The sequence below is a fragment of the Rhizomonospora bruguierae genome, assembly GCF_018397995.1.
Taxonomy (GTDB): Bacteria; Actinomycetota; Actinomycetes; order Mycobacteriales; family Micromonosporaceae; genus Rhizomonospora; species Rhizomonospora bruguierae.
Genome location: NZ_BBQH01000035.1, coordinates 1 through 12785, shown reverse-complemented (window position 1 = coordinate 12785; position 12785 = coordinate 1). Strand labels below are relative to the sequence as shown.

The window sequence follows — 12785 nt, the reverse complement described above, 5'->3', positions numbered from 1 at the left end:
ACCGCAGTCGCGAACGACAGGCGGGCACCGTGACCGCGCCGCAGGACGCGCCGGAGCGGACCGGGCTGGACCCGATCGAGCGCGCCATCGCCGCCATCGCCGCCGGGAAGCCGATCGTCGTCGTCGACGACGAGGACCGGGAGAACGAGGGCGACCTGATCTTCGCCGCCGAGCTGGCGACGCCGCAGCTCATGGCGTTCATGGTGCGGTACACGTCCGGGTACGTGTGCGCGCCGGTCACCGAGGCGGAGGCGGACCGCCTCGAGTTGCCGCCGATGTACCACACCAACCAGGACCGGCGCGGCACCGCGTACACGGTGACGGTGGACGCCCGGGAGGGGGTCACCACCGGCATCTCGGCGGCCGACCGGGCGCACACGATCCGGCTGCTGGCCGACCCGTCGACCAGCCCGACGGACCTGGCCCGCCCCGGCCACGTCGTGCCGCTGCGGGCGCGCAACGGCGGCGTGCTGCGCCGTGCCGGGCACACCGAGGCGGCCGTGGACCTGTGCCGGCTGGCCGGCCTGCGCCCCGCCGGGGTGCTGTGCGAACTGGTCAACGACGACGGCACGATGATGCGCCTGCCGGACCTGCGCCGGTTCGCCGCCGAGCACGGGTTGGCGCTGGTCAGCATCGCCGATCTGATCGCCTACCGGCGCCGGGCCGACCGGCGGGTGGAGCGGGTGGCGCAGGCGCGCATCCCGACCGAGTACGGGGTGTTCACGGCGGTCGGCTACCGGGCCACCGACGACCCGAACGAGCACGTCGCCCTCGTCTACGGCGAGCTCGGGGACGGGCGGGACGTGCTGGTCCGGGTCCACTCGGAGTGCCTGACCGGCGACGTGCTGGGCTCGCTGCGCTGCGACTGCGGGCCGCAACTGCGCGCGGCGATGGCGCGGGTGGCGGCCGAGGGCCGCGGGGTGGTGCTGTACGTGCGCGGCCACGAGGGGCGCGGGATCGGCCTGCTGCACAAGCTTCAGGCGTACCAGTTGCAGGACCAGGGCCGGGACACCGTGGACGCGAACCTCGACCTGGGTCTGCCGGCCGACGCCCGGGACTACGGCACCGGCGCGCAGGTCCTGTACGACCTGGGCATCCGCACGATGCGGCTGCTCACCAACAACCCGGCCAAGCGCGCCGGCCTGGAGGGGTACGGCCTGCAGATCGTCGGGCGGGAGGGGCTGCCGGTCCGCCCGCACCCGGAGAACGTGCGCTACCTGCGTACCAAGCGGGACCGGATGGGACACCTGATCGAGGGGCTGGCCTGATGGCGGGGTTCGGCGAGCCGGAACCGTCCACGGTCGACGCGTCCGGGCTGCGGGTCGGGGTGGTCGCCACCCGGTGGCATGGCGAGCTGACCGACCACATGCTGGACCGGGCGGTCGCGGCGGCGAAGGCGTGCGGCGTGACCGACGTCGTGGTGAGCCGGGTCGCGGGCTCGGTCGAGCTGCCGGTGGTGGCGCAGGCCCTGGCGCAGCGCTGCGACGCCGTCGTGGCGCTGGGTGTGGTGGTCCGGGGCGCCACGGCGCACTTCGACTACGTGTGCAAGTCGGTCACCGAGGGTCTGACCCGGGTGGCGCTGGACGCCCGGGTACCGGTCGCGCACGGCGTGCTGACGGTCAACACGGTCGAGCAGGCCCGGGACCGGGCGGGCCTGCCGGGCTCCGCCGAGGACAAGGGCTGGTCCGCGACGGTCGCCGCCCTGGAAGCCGCCCTGGCCATCCGCGCCCTCTAGAGCCGCCCCGCCTCGATGATGCGGCGCAGGAACTGGCGGGTGCGCGGCTGGACCGGGTCGCCGAGGACCTGCTCGGGCGGGCCCGATTCGAGCACCGCGCCGCCCTCCAGGAAGCACACCCGGTCCGCGACCTGGCGGGCGAAGCCCATCTCGTGGGTGGCCAGCACCATGGTCATGCCGGTCGCCTTCAGGTCGCGGATCATCGTCAGCACCTCGCCGACCAGTTCCGGGTCGAGGGCGGACGTGACCTCGTCCAGCAGCATCAGCCGCGGCTCGTTGATCAGCGCCCGGACGATCGCGACCCGCTGCTGCTGGCCGCCGGAGAGCCGGTCCGGGTAGGAGCGGGCCCGGTCGGCCAGGCCCACCCGGCCGAGCAGGTCGAGCGCCTTCGCCTCCGCCTCGGCCCGGTCCCGCCGGTGCACCCGGCGCGGGGCCAGCGTGATGTTGTCCAGCACGGTCATGTGTGGGAACAGGTTGTACGCCTGGAACACGATCCCGATCCGCTGCCGCACCCGGTCCGGGTTCACCCGCGGGTCGGTGATGTGCTCGCCGTCCAGGTGGATCGTGCCGTCGTCGATCCCCTCCAGCAGGTTCACGCAGCGCAGCAGGGTGGACTTGCCCGAGCCGGAGGCGCCGATCAGCACCACCACCTCGTGTTCCGCCACGGTCAGGTCCAGGTGGTTCAGCACGGTGTGGCCGCCGAACCGCTTGGTCACGCCCCGGCACTCCAGCACGCTCATCCGGTCTGCCGCCTCGCCGCTCGCAGGGTCACCCAGTCCGTCACGGCGATCAGCGGGATCGCCAGCAGCACGAACAGCACGCCCGCGACGATGTACGGGGTGAAGTTGGCGTGCTCGGCGGTGGTGATCTGCGCCGCGCGGACCGCGTCGATCGGGCCGGCCAGGGAGACCAGACCCACATCCTTCTGCAGCGCCACGGTGTCGTTGAGCAGCGGCGGCGCCACCCGCCGGACCGCCTGCGGCAGCACCACGTGGCGCATCGTCTGCCGGTAGGTCAGCCCCAGCGACCGGGCGGCGGCGAGCTGGCTGGGGTGCACGGACTCGATGCCGGCCCGGAACACCTCCGCCAGGTACGCGCCGTACGTGATGACCAGCGCCGCCCCGCCGAGCACCAGCACGCTCGGGGTGCCCTGCAACCGCAGTCCCGGCACGCCGAAGGCCAGTACGTAGATGACGATGATCAGCGGCATCCCGCGGAACCCGTACGTGTACCCGGTCGCCAGCGCCCGCACCGGGAAGAACACCGGGCCGCGCAGCGTGCGCAGCACCGCCACGAGCAGGCCGAGCGCGAGCGCCGCGACCGCGCAGAACACCAGCAGTCGCAGGTTCAGCCACAGCCCGTTCAGGACGGCCGGGAACGCGTCCCGGGCCACCGCGCCGTCCAGGAACGACGCGCGGACCCGCTCCCAGCCGGGCGAACCGGTCACCCCGACGACCAGGAGGATGCCGAGCACCCCGGTGGACGCGGCGGCGATCAGGACGGAGCGGACCGTCTGCCGGCGCCGGTAGGCGATCCGCTCCCGCTGTGCCGCGCTGACCGGGCGGTCCTCGGTGATCACGTCAGTTCTTTGGCGCCCGCCACCTGGGCGAGCCACTTCTTCTCCAGGTCGGCGAGGGTGCCGTCCCGGCGCAGGTCGTCCACGGCCTGGGTGACGCAGCCGGTCAGCCCGGAGCCCTTGTCCAGCACCAGGCCGAACTGCTCCGGCACGCCCACCTGCGGCAGCTGGCCGACGATCACCGAGTTCTCGAGTTCGGCGGCGGTCATGTAGAACGCGGTCGGCAGGTCCAGGACCAGGCCGTCGATGGTGCCGTTCTCGAGCGCCTTCTTCGCGTCGTCGTTGTTGTTGAAGACCTGCGGCGAACCGGCCGGCTTGATCACGTCGGTGATCGCCCGGTAGCTGGTCGTGCCGACCTGCGCGCCGAGCTTGGCGCCGGTCAGGTCGGCCAGCGTGGCCGCATTGGCGATCTTGCTGCTCTTCGGCGCGATCACGGCCTGCCGGACCAGGTAGTACGGCCCGGAGAAGTCCACCGCCTTGCGCCGGTCGTCGGTGATCGAGAACTGGTTGATGTCGAAGTCGTACGCCTTCGGCCCGGGCGCGATGGCGTTGTTGAACGTCACCCGTGTCCAGGTGACGTCGCCCGGGGCGTACCCGAGCTTCCCAGCCACCGCGTAGGCGACGGCGGACTCGAAGCCCTCGCCGTTTTCGGGCTTGTTGTCCCGGAACCAGGGCTCGTACGCGGGCTCGTCGGTGCCGATCGTGAGCTTGCCGGCGGTCCGGGTGGTCAGGCTCTGCTTGGTGCACGCGGCGGCTTGGTCGCCGGCGTCGGCGCTCGCGCCGACGGTGGGGTCATCGTCCTGGGGTGCGCACGCGGTGAGCGTCGCCAGCAGGGCGGCGGCGGCCAGGGCGGCGGCGGATCGGGGGGTCATGGCGCACAGCATAGGGGCTACCGATGCGCACGCGACCAGGGGAAACCGGTGACGGTGCCGGGCGTCATACCGGCCGTTCGCCGTGCGCCCGGCCGGTCGAATACAAGATCAAGGTGGGTTGGGCCACGACCGGCCGCCCCCGGTGACCCCCCGCCGCCGGTGCGGCTGACAGAATCGGTACCCGTGAAGACGTTCGACGAGCTGTTCGCCGAGCTCCAGGCCAAGGCCGCGGCGGGCACCCCGGGCTCGGGCACGGTCGCGGCGCTGGAGCGCGGCGTGCACGCCATCGGCAAGAAGGTCGTCGAGGAGGCGGCCGAGGCGTGGATGGCGGCCGAGCACGAGGGCCCCGAGCGGGCCGCCGAGGAGATCTCCCAGCTGCTCTACCAGGCGCAGGTGCTGATGCTCGCCAGCGGCCTGGAGCTCAAGGACGTCTACCGACATCTGTGACCTCTCGTCCCGGCCCGTCCCCGCCCAGAGAGGTTCCACCCCATGATCCGCATCGCCATCCCCAACAAGGGCACCCTGTCCGGACCCGCCGCCCAGATGCTGCGCGAGGCCGGTTACCGGCAGCGCACCGACGACCGCGACCTGGTCTGCCGCGACGAACCCAACGGCGTCGAGTTCTTCTACCTGCGCCCCCGCGACATCGCCACCTACGTCCGCTCCGGCGACCTGGACCTCGGCGTCACCGGCCGGGACCTGCTCGTCGACGCCGGCAACCCGGCCCGCGAGCTGCTCGACCTGGACTTCGGCGGCGCCACCTTCCGGTTCGCCGCCCGCCCCGAGACCCTCTCCACCCTGGACGACCTCGCCGGGCGGCGGATCGCCACCGCGTACCCGGGGGTGGTCGAGCGGTACCTGGACGAGCACGGCGTCAAGGCCGACCTGATCCGTCTCGACGGTGCGGTCGAGAACGCCGTCCACCTCGGCGTCGCCGACGTCATCGCCGACGTGGTCGCCACCGGTGCCACCCTGCGCCAGGCCGGGCTGGTCCCGGTGGGCGAGCCCATCCTGATCTCGTCCGCGGTGCTGGTCGGCCGCGACGCCGCCCCGGACCACGGCCCCATCGCCCAGCTCATCCGCCGCCTCCACGGCGTCCTGGTGGCCCGCCGGTACGTGATGCTCGCCTACGACGTGCGCGCCGACCTGCTGGAGCGCGCCAGCGCGCTCACCCCCGGCATCGAGTCCCCGACCATCTCCCCGCTGCACCGCGAGGGCTGGGTCGCCGTCCAGGCCATGGTTCGCCACGCCGACGTGCACCGGATCATGGACGAGCTGTACGACCTGGGTGCCCGGGCCATCCTGGTGACCAACATCCACGCCTGCCGGCTCTAGCTGTCCGGACGATCCGGCGCGTTGCCGGGTCGTCGCCTGGGCCTCGCCGCGTTTCGACCGATCCTCCCGAAACGGGCGCTGGGCCGGTGCTTACGCTGGCGTCCTCTAGGCTGGGGGCCGTGGTGGCATCGGCTTCGACCTCGACAGTGCCGGCCATCCGGATCCGGCCCCGCCGGATCCGGATGGTCTGCTGGGCCCTCGCCGCGGTGACGGTGGTCTTCTTCAGCGGCATCGCCACCGCCCTGCACGGCTCCACCGGCGACGGCAGGGGCGTCTTCCAGCGCGGCGACCAACTCGCCATGATCGGCCTGGGTGTGCTCATCGCCGCCGGCATCCTGCTGTTCACCCGCCCCGCCGCGGTCGCCGACGAGCGCGGCATCCGGATCCGCAACGTGGTCGGCGGCTACGACCTGCCCTGGAGCGTGGTGCGCGCGGTCTGCTTCGACCGGGGTGCGTCGTGGGCCAGCCTCGAACTGGTCAACGACGACACCGTCACGATCCTCGCGCTCCAGTCGGTCGATAGGGAGTACGCCGTGGCGGGCGTGCGGGCCCTGCGCGCCCTGCACGCGGCCTCCTCGGCGCCGCAGCCCGTGCCGGAGTCGGCACCGGGTTCGTAGCCCGGCCGCGCGCCCGCGGCGTGTCGGAGTGGGGGTGCGCTGGGGGGTTTCGGCCGAGAGCTGATAGGGTTACCGGGTCGACCAACGCTGTCCTGGTAACGGGGTGGCGGGAAAAGCGGAGCGCCTGCTCCCACCCGAGTCGCTTCCGGCGGCCGGGTCCGGTCAGCGCGGTTGGGGCGGTCGCCCCGCCCGCGTCGGGCGCGGCTTACGTGCCCGGGCCGGTCGAGCAGGCCCTGGCGGATGCCGGGGCCTTCCGCTTTTCTCCGACCGCGGCGCGCGAGCGCGCGGTGGTGGCTGGTCGGCGCACCGCCAGACGTAACGAAATCGAGGAGGCCCCATCAGCGTCGAGCCACGCGTCAACGAGCAGATCCGGGCACGGGAGGTCCGGCTGGTCGGTCCGGAGGGTGAGCAGGTGGGCATCGTTCCGCTGGAGCGGGCCCTGCAGCTGGCCGCCGATGTCGACCTGGATCTGGTCGAGGTTGCGCCCATGGCACGCCCGCCCGTCTGCAAGCTCATGGACTTCGGCAAGTTCAAGTACGAGAGCGCGCTGAAGGCGCGGGAGGCCCGGCGGAACCAGCAACAGACCGTCATCAAGGAGATGAAGCTCCGGCCGAAGATCGACTCACACGACTACGAGACCAAGAAGGGTCACGTGGTCAGGTTCCTCAAGGCCGGGGACAAGGTCAAGGTGACGATCATGTTCCGGGGTCGCGAGCAGAGCCGCCCGGAGCTGGGGCGCCGGTTGCTGGACCGGCTCTCGCAGGAGATCTCGGACCTGGGGTTTGTCGAGGCCGCGCCGAAGCAGGACGGCCGCAACATGATCATGGTGATCGCGCCGCACCGGGCGACGAAGGCGGCCGCCACGGCGGCGCTGGAGGACCGGGCGCGGGTGCGGGGAGCCGAGCGGGAGGCCGGACGGGTCGCCGAGCCGGCCAGTCCCGAGCCGCCCGCGGCCGCCGCCACCGGCGCGGTCGAGTAACACCGAGCGGCCGAGCGCGCGGCGTAGCCGGACGAGCCCGGCGGCCGGGGAGGAAACGGCCGGCCGGCGCGGTCGGACGACGGGCGGGACCGGAGGGGTGAGCGACCTCGCCGGTGCCGCTGACACGAGCACCGCCGACGGCGAGCCCGCCGTCGGCGGATGACAGGGAGATCGTTTCAGATGCCGAAGATGAAGAGCCACACCGGCATGGGCAAGCGGGTCAAGGTGACCGGGCGTGGCAAGCTCATCGTTGAGCAGGCGGGCAAGCGCCACCTGCTGGAGGGCAAGCCCTCCACCCGGACCCGCCGGCTGACCGGCACCGTCGAGGTGGCCAAGGTCGACCGCAAGCGGGTCAAGAAGCTGCTGGGCCGCTGAGCGCGCGCCACCTTCGACTAAAGGAGTTCTGACGTGGCACGCGTGAAGCGGGCGGTCAACGCCCAGAAGAAGCGCCGCACCCTGCTGGAGACCGCCAGCGGCTACCGGGGTCAGCGCTCCCGGCTGTACCGCAAGGCCAAGGAGCAGGTGCTGCACTCGATGCAGTACGCCTACCGGGACCGCCGGGACCGCAAGGGCGACTTCCGCCAGCTGTGGATCACCCGGATCAACGCGGCGGCCCGGGCCAACGGGATCACCTACAACCGGCTGATCCAGGGCCTGCGCCTGGCCGGCGTGGAGGTCGACCGGAAGATCCTGGCCGACCTGGCGGTCACCGACGCCACCGCGTTCACCGCGCTGGTCGAGGTGGCCCGGGCCGCGGTCGCGGCCGAGGGCACCGGCGGCGCGGCGGCGCAGGCGGCCTGACCGGCACCCGGTCCGGATCACGGTGCAGCAGCACGATCGACCCGGGGTGGCTCCGTACACCGTGCGGACCCCCCGGGTCGTCGCTGCCCGGCGCCTGCACCGCCGCCGCGAGCGGGACGAGGCGTGCCGGTTCCTGGCCGAGGGCCCGCAGGCCGTCCGCGAGGCGCTAGGCCGCCCGGGGTTGGTCCACGAGCTGTTCGGTACGGGCGCGGCGCTCACCCGGTACGCGGAGATGGTGGACGCGGCGCGCGGCGGCGGCGTGCCGGTGAGCCGGGTGACCGACGACGCGCTCGCCGCGCTGGCGGAAACCGTGAACCCGCAGGGGTTGGTGGCCGTCTGCGCGCACCTCGACGTGCCCCTGCGGCAGGCCGACACGGGCCGGCTGACCGCGGTCCTCGTGGAGATCCGGGACCCGGGCAACGCCGGAACGGTGCTGCGTACCGCCGACGCGGCCGGTGCCGGGGCGGTGGTGTTCGCCGGGGAGGCGGTTGACCCGTACAACGGCAAGGCCGTGCGGGCCAGCGCCGGCAGCCTGTTCCACCTGGACGTGGTCCGCGAACCCGACCCGGTCGCGGCGATCCGGCAGCTGCGGGACACCGGCCTGACCGTGCTCGCCGCCACCGGCCACGGCGACGCGGATCTGGACGTGCTCGCGGACGGCGGCGGGCTCGACGGCCCCACGGCGTGGCTGTTCGGCTCGGAGGCGCGCGGGCTGCCCGAACCGGTGCTCGCCGCCGCCGACGCGCGGGTGCGGGTCCCGATCCACGGCCGGGCGGAGAGCCTGAACCTGGCGGCGGCCGCCGCCGTCTGTCTGTACGCCTCGGCGAAGGCGCAGCGGGGCGCGCCCCGTACGATGTTCCGGTCGCCCGCCACGGGAGTGAGCTGATGACGTACCGCAACGACCCGTACGACCCGAAGCAGGCCGCCATGCTGGCCCAGGACGCCTTGGACGACGCCGTCGCCGAGGCGGAGAAGGCGTTCGCCGGCGCGTCGGACCTGGACGCGCTGGCCGCCCTGCGCCCGTCGCACCTGGGCGACAAGGCGCCGGTGGCGCTCGCCCGGCGGGAGATCGGCTCGCTGCCGCCCGCGGCGAAGGCGGAGGCCGGCAAGCGGGTCAACGAGGCCCGCCGCCGGATCGAGGGCGCCTTCGCGGCCCGGCAGGAGGATCTGCGCGCCGAGCGGGCCCGCCGGATGCTGGCCGAGGAGCGGGTGGACGTCACCCTGCCGTGGGACCGCCGCCCGCGCGGCGCCCGGCACCCGCTGACCACGCTCATGGAGCGGATCGAGGACCTGTTCGTCGGCATGGGGTACGAGGTCGCCGAGGGCCCCGAGGTCGAGCTGGAGTGGTACAACTTCGACGCGCTGAACATGGCGCCGGACCACCCGGCCCGCACCATGATGGACACGTTCTTCGTGGCCGCCGCCGAGGTGGGCGCGGGGGAGTCGGGGCTGGTGCTGCGCACGCACACCTCGCCGGTGCAGGCGCGCACGATGCTCACCCGCGAGCCCCCGATCTACGTGGTCTGCCCGGGCCGGGTCTACCGGACCGACGAGTTGGACGCCACCCACACGCCGGTGTTCCACCAGGTGGAGGGGCTGGTCGTCGACCGGGGCATCACGATGGCCCACCTGAAGGGCACGCTGGACCACTTCGCCCGGCAGATGTTCGGCGCCGACGCGCGGACCCGGTGGCGGCCGTCGTACTTCCCGTTCACCGAGCCGTCCGCCGAGTTCGACCTGTGGTTCCCCCAGCACCGGGACGGCCCGCGCTGGGTGGAGTGGGGCGGCTGCGGCATGGTCAACCCGCGGGTGCTGCGGGCCTGCGGCGTCGACCCGGATGAGTACTCCGGCTTCGCGTTCGGGATGGGCATCGAGCGCACGCTGATGTTCCGGCACGGCGTGGCGGACATGCGGGACATGGTCGAGGGGGACGTGCGGTTCAGCCGCGCGTTCGGCATGGAGGTCTGACGCGATGCGGGTACCGGTGTCCTGGCTGCGCGAGTTCGTGGCCGCGCCGACCGACCCGGCGACGCTGGAGCCGGCGCTGGTCCGGGTCGGCCTGGAGGTCGAGGAGATCACCGATCTGGCCTCGACGGTCACCGGGCCGCTGGTGGTCGGCCGGGTCGTGCGGATCACCGAGCTGACCGGGTTCAAGAAGCCGATCCGGCACTGCCTGGTGGAGGTCGGCGAGGCCGAGCCCCGTTCGATCGTCTGCGGCGCCACGAACTTCGCCGAGGGCGACCTCGTCGTGGTGGCGCTGCCCGGTGCGGTGCTGCCGGGCGGCTTCGCGATCGCCAGCCGCAAGACGTACGGTCAGCTGTCCGACGGCATGATCTGTTCGGGCCGGGAGCTGGGGATCAGCGAGGATCACGCCGGCATCCTGGTGCTGCCGGCCGGCCCGCGGCCGGGCGAGGACGCGCGTCCGCGGGTGGGGCTGGACGACGTGGTGGTGGAGTTGAACATCACCCCGGACCGCGGGTACTGCTTCTCGGTGCGCGGCATCGCCCGCGAGCTGGCCCACTCGCTGGGCCTGCCGTTCACCGACCCCGCCTCCCGGTACGCCCCGGCCGTGGCGACCGAGCGGCCCGCGTACCCCCTGCGGGTCGAGGACACGGTCGGCTGCGACCGGTACTACGGGCGGCTGGTGCGCGGCACCGACCCGCTGGCGCCGTCGCCGGAGTGGATGCGCCGCCGGCTCACCCAGGCCGGGGTGCGCGCGATCTCGCTGGCGGTGGACATCACCAACTACGTGATGCTGGAACTGGGCCAGCCGATGCACGCCTTCGACGCGGGGGCGCTGCGCGGCGAGGTCGTGGTCCGGCGGGCCCGGCCCGGGGAGCGGCTGACCACTCTGGATGGTCAGGAGCGCGCCCTGGACCCGGGGGACCTGGTCATCGCCGACGACAGTGGCGTCATCTCGCTCGCCGCGATCATGGGCGGTCGCACGACCGAGGTCTCGGACGCGACCACCGACGTGCTGTTCGAGGCGGCGCACTGGGATCCGGCGACGGTGGCCCGCGCCGCCCGCCGGCACCGGCTGCCCAGCGAGGCGAGCAAGCGCTTCGAGCGGGGCGTGGACCCGGTGCTGCCGCCGATCGCCGCCGCCCGCGCGGTCGCCCTGCTGGTCGAGTACGGCGGCGGCGAGGCCACCCCGGAGGTCCTGGACATCGACCACCGCCGCCCGGCGGCCACGATCACCCTGGAGGAGAGTCTGCCGGCGCGCCGGGCCGGCGTCCCGTACCCGCCGGAGCGGGTGGTGGCGCTGCTGGCGGAGGTCGGCTGCGCGGTCGCCCCGGCCGGGGACCGGCTGGAGGTCACCCCGCCGACCTGGCGGCCCGACCTGACCGACCCGGCGGACCTGGTCGAGGAGGTCGTGCGGCTGGACGGGTACGACCGGGTGCCGAGCCTGCTGCCGCTGGCGCCGGCCGGGCGGGGGCTGACCCGGCAGCAGCGGCGCCGTCGCACGGTCGGCCGGGCGCTGGCCGAGGCGGGCTACACCGAGGCGCTCAACTACCCGTTCGTCGGCCCGGCCGACCTGGCGGCGCTGGGGCTGCCGGCCGACGACCCGCGCCGCGCGGTGCTCCGGCTGGTGAACCCGATCTCCGAGCAGGAGCCGGCGCTGCGTACCTCGCTGCTGCCGCCGCTGCTGGCCACCCTGCGTCGCAACGTCGGCCGGGGCCAGCGGGAGGTGGCCCTGTTCGAGCTGGGTGCCGTCTTCCGCCCGCGGCCCGGCGTCACCGGCGTCCCGCCGCGCATGGGCGTGGAGGAGCGCCCGACGCCGGCTCAACTCGCCACCGCCGAGGGCTTCGTTCCGGAGCAGCCGTGGCACGCCGCCGTGGTCCTGGCCGGGGACGTGGAGCCGGCCGGCTGGTGGGGCGGGGGCCGCCCGGCCGGCTGGGCGGACGCCGTGGAGGCGGCCCGCACGGTGCTCGCCGCGGCGGGTATCGCCGCCGGCCGGGTCGAGGTGGCCGCGGCCGAGTACGCGCCCTGGCATCCCGGCCGGTGCGCCGAGATCCGGGTGGACGGGCGCGCCGTCGGCCACGCTGGCGAGCTGCACCCGGCGGTCTGTGCGTCGGCGGAGCTGCCCCGGCGCACCTGCGCGATGGAGCTGGATCTGGACGCGGTCCCCCTGGCCGAGGTGGTCGCCGCCCCGGCGATCTCCGCGTTCCCGCCCGCGCTGATCGACGTGGCCCTCGTGGTCGGCGCCGAGGTGCCGGCGGCGAGCGTGCAGCGGGCGCTGGCGAGCGGCGCCGGCGACCTGCTGGAGGCGGTGCGCCTGTTCGACGTGTACGCCGGCGCCCAGGTGGGCGAGGGGCGCAAGTCGCTGGCGTACAAGCTCACGTTCCGCGCGCCGGACCGGACGCTGACCGTGGAGGAGGCGGTGGCCGCCCGGGACGCCGCGGTCGCCGAGGCGGCCCGCGCGGTCGGCGCCTGCCTGCGGGGCTGACCGCGCCACCGGCCATATCCCGATTTCCCGAGTCCTCATCATCTGACACAAGATCGACGGCCGGGCGGTTGGCCGGTCCGCCGGCAATCGTCCGCGCTGTCAACTACCGGGTACCGAACCACCGGGCCGCCGCCCGGCCGCGGCCTGCCGTGATAGCACAGGCGGAGTGGGCCTGCGCCGAGGGCGGGTCACCGTTCGCATCCACGCGAGGGTGCCCTTCTGGCGCGTGGTGCTCCCGTGCCACACGTTATCCTGACCGCTATTGCGAAGCGGGCAGCCGCCGCGGTCAAGGACGAACCGGAGAAAAGGGAGAGCCATGGCCAACGGGGGCGGCTTCAGCCGCGACGCGGTCATCGTCGGCGGTTGCGGCCGAGTCGGCCTGCCGCTCGGCATCGCGCTCGCCTCGCGAGGGCTCGCGGTCAC

The 12785-nt window shown here is 73.9% G+C and carries 14 protein-coding genes; 11 read left to right on the top strand and 3 right to left on the bottom strand.

All coding sequences use genetic code 11. The annotated features are described in order from the left end of the window. The first annotated feature begins 65 nt into the window (after nt 1-65). Nucleotides 66-1268: a bifunctional 3,4-dihydroxy-2-butanone-4-phosphate synthase/GTP cyclohydrolase II gene (locus KJS59_RS18890; RefSeq protein WP_213454310.1), complete on the top strand. Its 1203-nt coding sequence runs from the start codon at nt 66-68 to the stop codon at nt 1266-1268. After that, nucleotides 1268-1735 (top strand): 6,7-dimethyl-8-ribityllumazine synthase, encoded by a 468-nt coding sequence (gene ribH / locus KJS59_RS18885; RefSeq protein WP_213454250.1) that lies wholly within the window; start codon nt 1268-1270, stop codon nt 1733-1735. The genes KJS59_RS18890 and ribH overlap by 1 nt, the downstream gene beginning before the upstream one ends. Here the strand turns inward: ribH and KJS59_RS18880 are convergent. Genes KJS59_RS18880 through KJS59_RS18870 form a run of 3 tightly spaced genes read right to left on the bottom strand, consistent with a single transcriptional unit; the run spans nt 1732 to nt 4183 of the window. Continuing rightward, nucleotides 1732-2475, bottom strand: coding sequence for an amino acid ABC transporter ATP-binding protein (locus KJS59_RS18880; protein ID WP_283775803.1), 744 nt, complete (start codon nt 2473-2475; stop codon nt 1732-1734). The genes ribH and KJS59_RS18880 overlap by 4 nt on opposite strands. Next, the gene (locus KJS59_RS18875; RefSeq protein ID WP_249714417.1) at nt 2472-3314 is read right to left on the bottom strand and encodes an amino acid ABC transporter permease; all 843 of its coding nucleotides are present in this window, start codon (nt 3312-3314) and stop codon (nt 2472-2474) included. Before KJS59_RS18875 ends, KJS59_RS18880 begins: the two co-directional genes overlap by 4 nt. Beyond that, complete coding sequence (locus KJS59_RS18870; RefSeq protein WP_249714415.1) at nt 3311-4183, bottom strand: ABC transporter substrate-binding protein; 873 nt, start codon at nt 4181-4183, stop codon at nt 3311-3313. Before KJS59_RS18870 ends, KJS59_RS18875 begins: the two co-directional genes overlap by 4 nt. 183 nt (nt 4184-4366) lie before the next feature. Between KJS59_RS18870 and KJS59_RS18865 the strand changes: the two genes are divergently transcribed. From KJS59_RS18865 to pheT, 9 genes are all read left to right on the top strand, one after another. Further along, nucleotides 4367-4630, top strand: a complete 264-nt coding sequence (locus KJS59_RS18865; RefSeq protein ID WP_213454248.1) for a phosphoribosyl-ATP diphosphatase — start codon at nt 4367-4369, stop codon at nt 4628-4630. A gap of 42 nt (nt 4631-4672) precedes the next feature. Then, nucleotides 4673-5518, top strand: a complete 846-nt coding sequence (gene hisG, locus KJS59_RS18860; protein WP_213454247.1) for an ATP phosphoribosyltransferase — start codon at nt 4673-4675, stop codon at nt 5516-5518. A gap of 182 nt (nt 5519-5700) precedes the next feature. Continuing rightward, entirely contained in the window at nt 5701-6135 is a 435-nt protein-coding gene (locus tag KJS59_RS18855; protein WP_213454307.1) for a PH domain-containing protein, read from the top strand. Between the two features lie 337 nt (nt 6136-6472). Further along, the gene (gene infC, locus KJS59_RS18850) at nt 6473-7114 is read left to right on the top strand and encodes a translation initiation factor IF-3 (RefSeq protein ID WP_213454306.1); all 642 of its coding nucleotides are present in this window, start codon (nt 6473-6475) and stop codon (nt 7112-7114) included. A gap of 180 nt (nt 7115-7294) precedes the next feature. Beyond that, on the top strand, nt 7295-7489 hold the full coding sequence (gene rpmI, locus KJS59_RS18845) for a 50S ribosomal protein L35 (protein WP_213454246.1): 195 nt from the start codon (nt 7295-7297) through the stop codon (nt 7487-7489). Between the two features lie 33 nt (nt 7490-7522). Continuing rightward, a complete protein-coding gene (rplT, locus tag KJS59_RS18840; protein WP_213454245.1) occupies nt 7523-7915 on the top strand; it encodes a 50S ribosomal protein L20 in 393 nt (130 codons plus the stop codon). A 46-nt stretch (nt 7916-7961) separates the two neighbouring features. Then, nucleotides 7962-8801 carry a TrmH family RNA methyltransferase gene (locus KJS59_RS18835; RefSeq protein WP_283775801.1) on the top strand — a complete coding sequence of 280 codons (840 nt, stop codon included), beginning with the start codon at nt 7962-7964 and terminating at the stop codon, nt 8799-8801. Then, entirely contained in the window at nt 8801-9883 is a 1083-nt protein-coding gene (gene pheS, locus KJS59_RS18830; protein WP_213454244.1) for a phenylalanine--tRNA ligase subunit alpha, read from the top strand. Before KJS59_RS18835 ends, pheS begins: the two co-directional genes overlap by 1 nt. Nucleotides 9884-9887: 4 nt before the next feature. After that, on the top strand, nt 9888-12362 hold the full coding sequence (gene pheT / locus KJS59_RS18825; protein WP_213454243.1) for a phenylalanine--tRNA ligase subunit beta: 2475 nt from the start codon (nt 9888-9890) through the stop codon (nt 12360-12362). Nucleotides 12363-12785: the final 423 nt, after the last annotated feature.

Coding starts and splice junctions, on each gene's coding strand:
- KJS59_RS18870 (WP_249714415.1), bottom strand. CDS start 4,183: ATGACCCCCCGATCCGCCGCCGCCCTGGCCGCCGCCGCCCTGCTGGCG.
- KJS59_RS18855 (WP_213454307.1), top strand. CDS start 5,701: ATGGTCTGCTGGGCCCTCGCCGCGGTGACGGTGGTCTTCTTCAGCGGC.
- KJS59_RS18880 (WP_283775803.1), bottom strand. CDS start 2,475: ATGAGCGTGCTGGAGTGCCGGGGCGTGACCAAGCGGTTCGGCGGCCAC.
- pheT (WP_213454243.1), top strand. CDS start 9,888: ATGCGGGTACCGGTGTCCTGGCTGCGCGAGTTCGTGGCCGCGCCGACC.
- hisG (WP_213454247.1), top strand. CDS start 4,673: ATGATCCGCATCGCCATCCCCAACAAGGGCACCCTGTCCGGACCCGCC.
- rpmI (WP_213454246.1), top strand. CDS start 7,295: ATGCCGAAGATGAAGAGCCACACCGGCATGGGCAAGCGGGTCAAGGTG.
- pheS (WP_213454244.1), top strand. CDS start 8,801: ATGACGTACCGCAACGACCCGTACGACCCGAAGCAGGCCGCCATGCTG.
- ribH (WP_213454250.1), top strand. CDS start 1,268: ATGGCGGGGTTCGGCGAGCCGGAACCGTCCACGGTCGACGCGTCCGGG.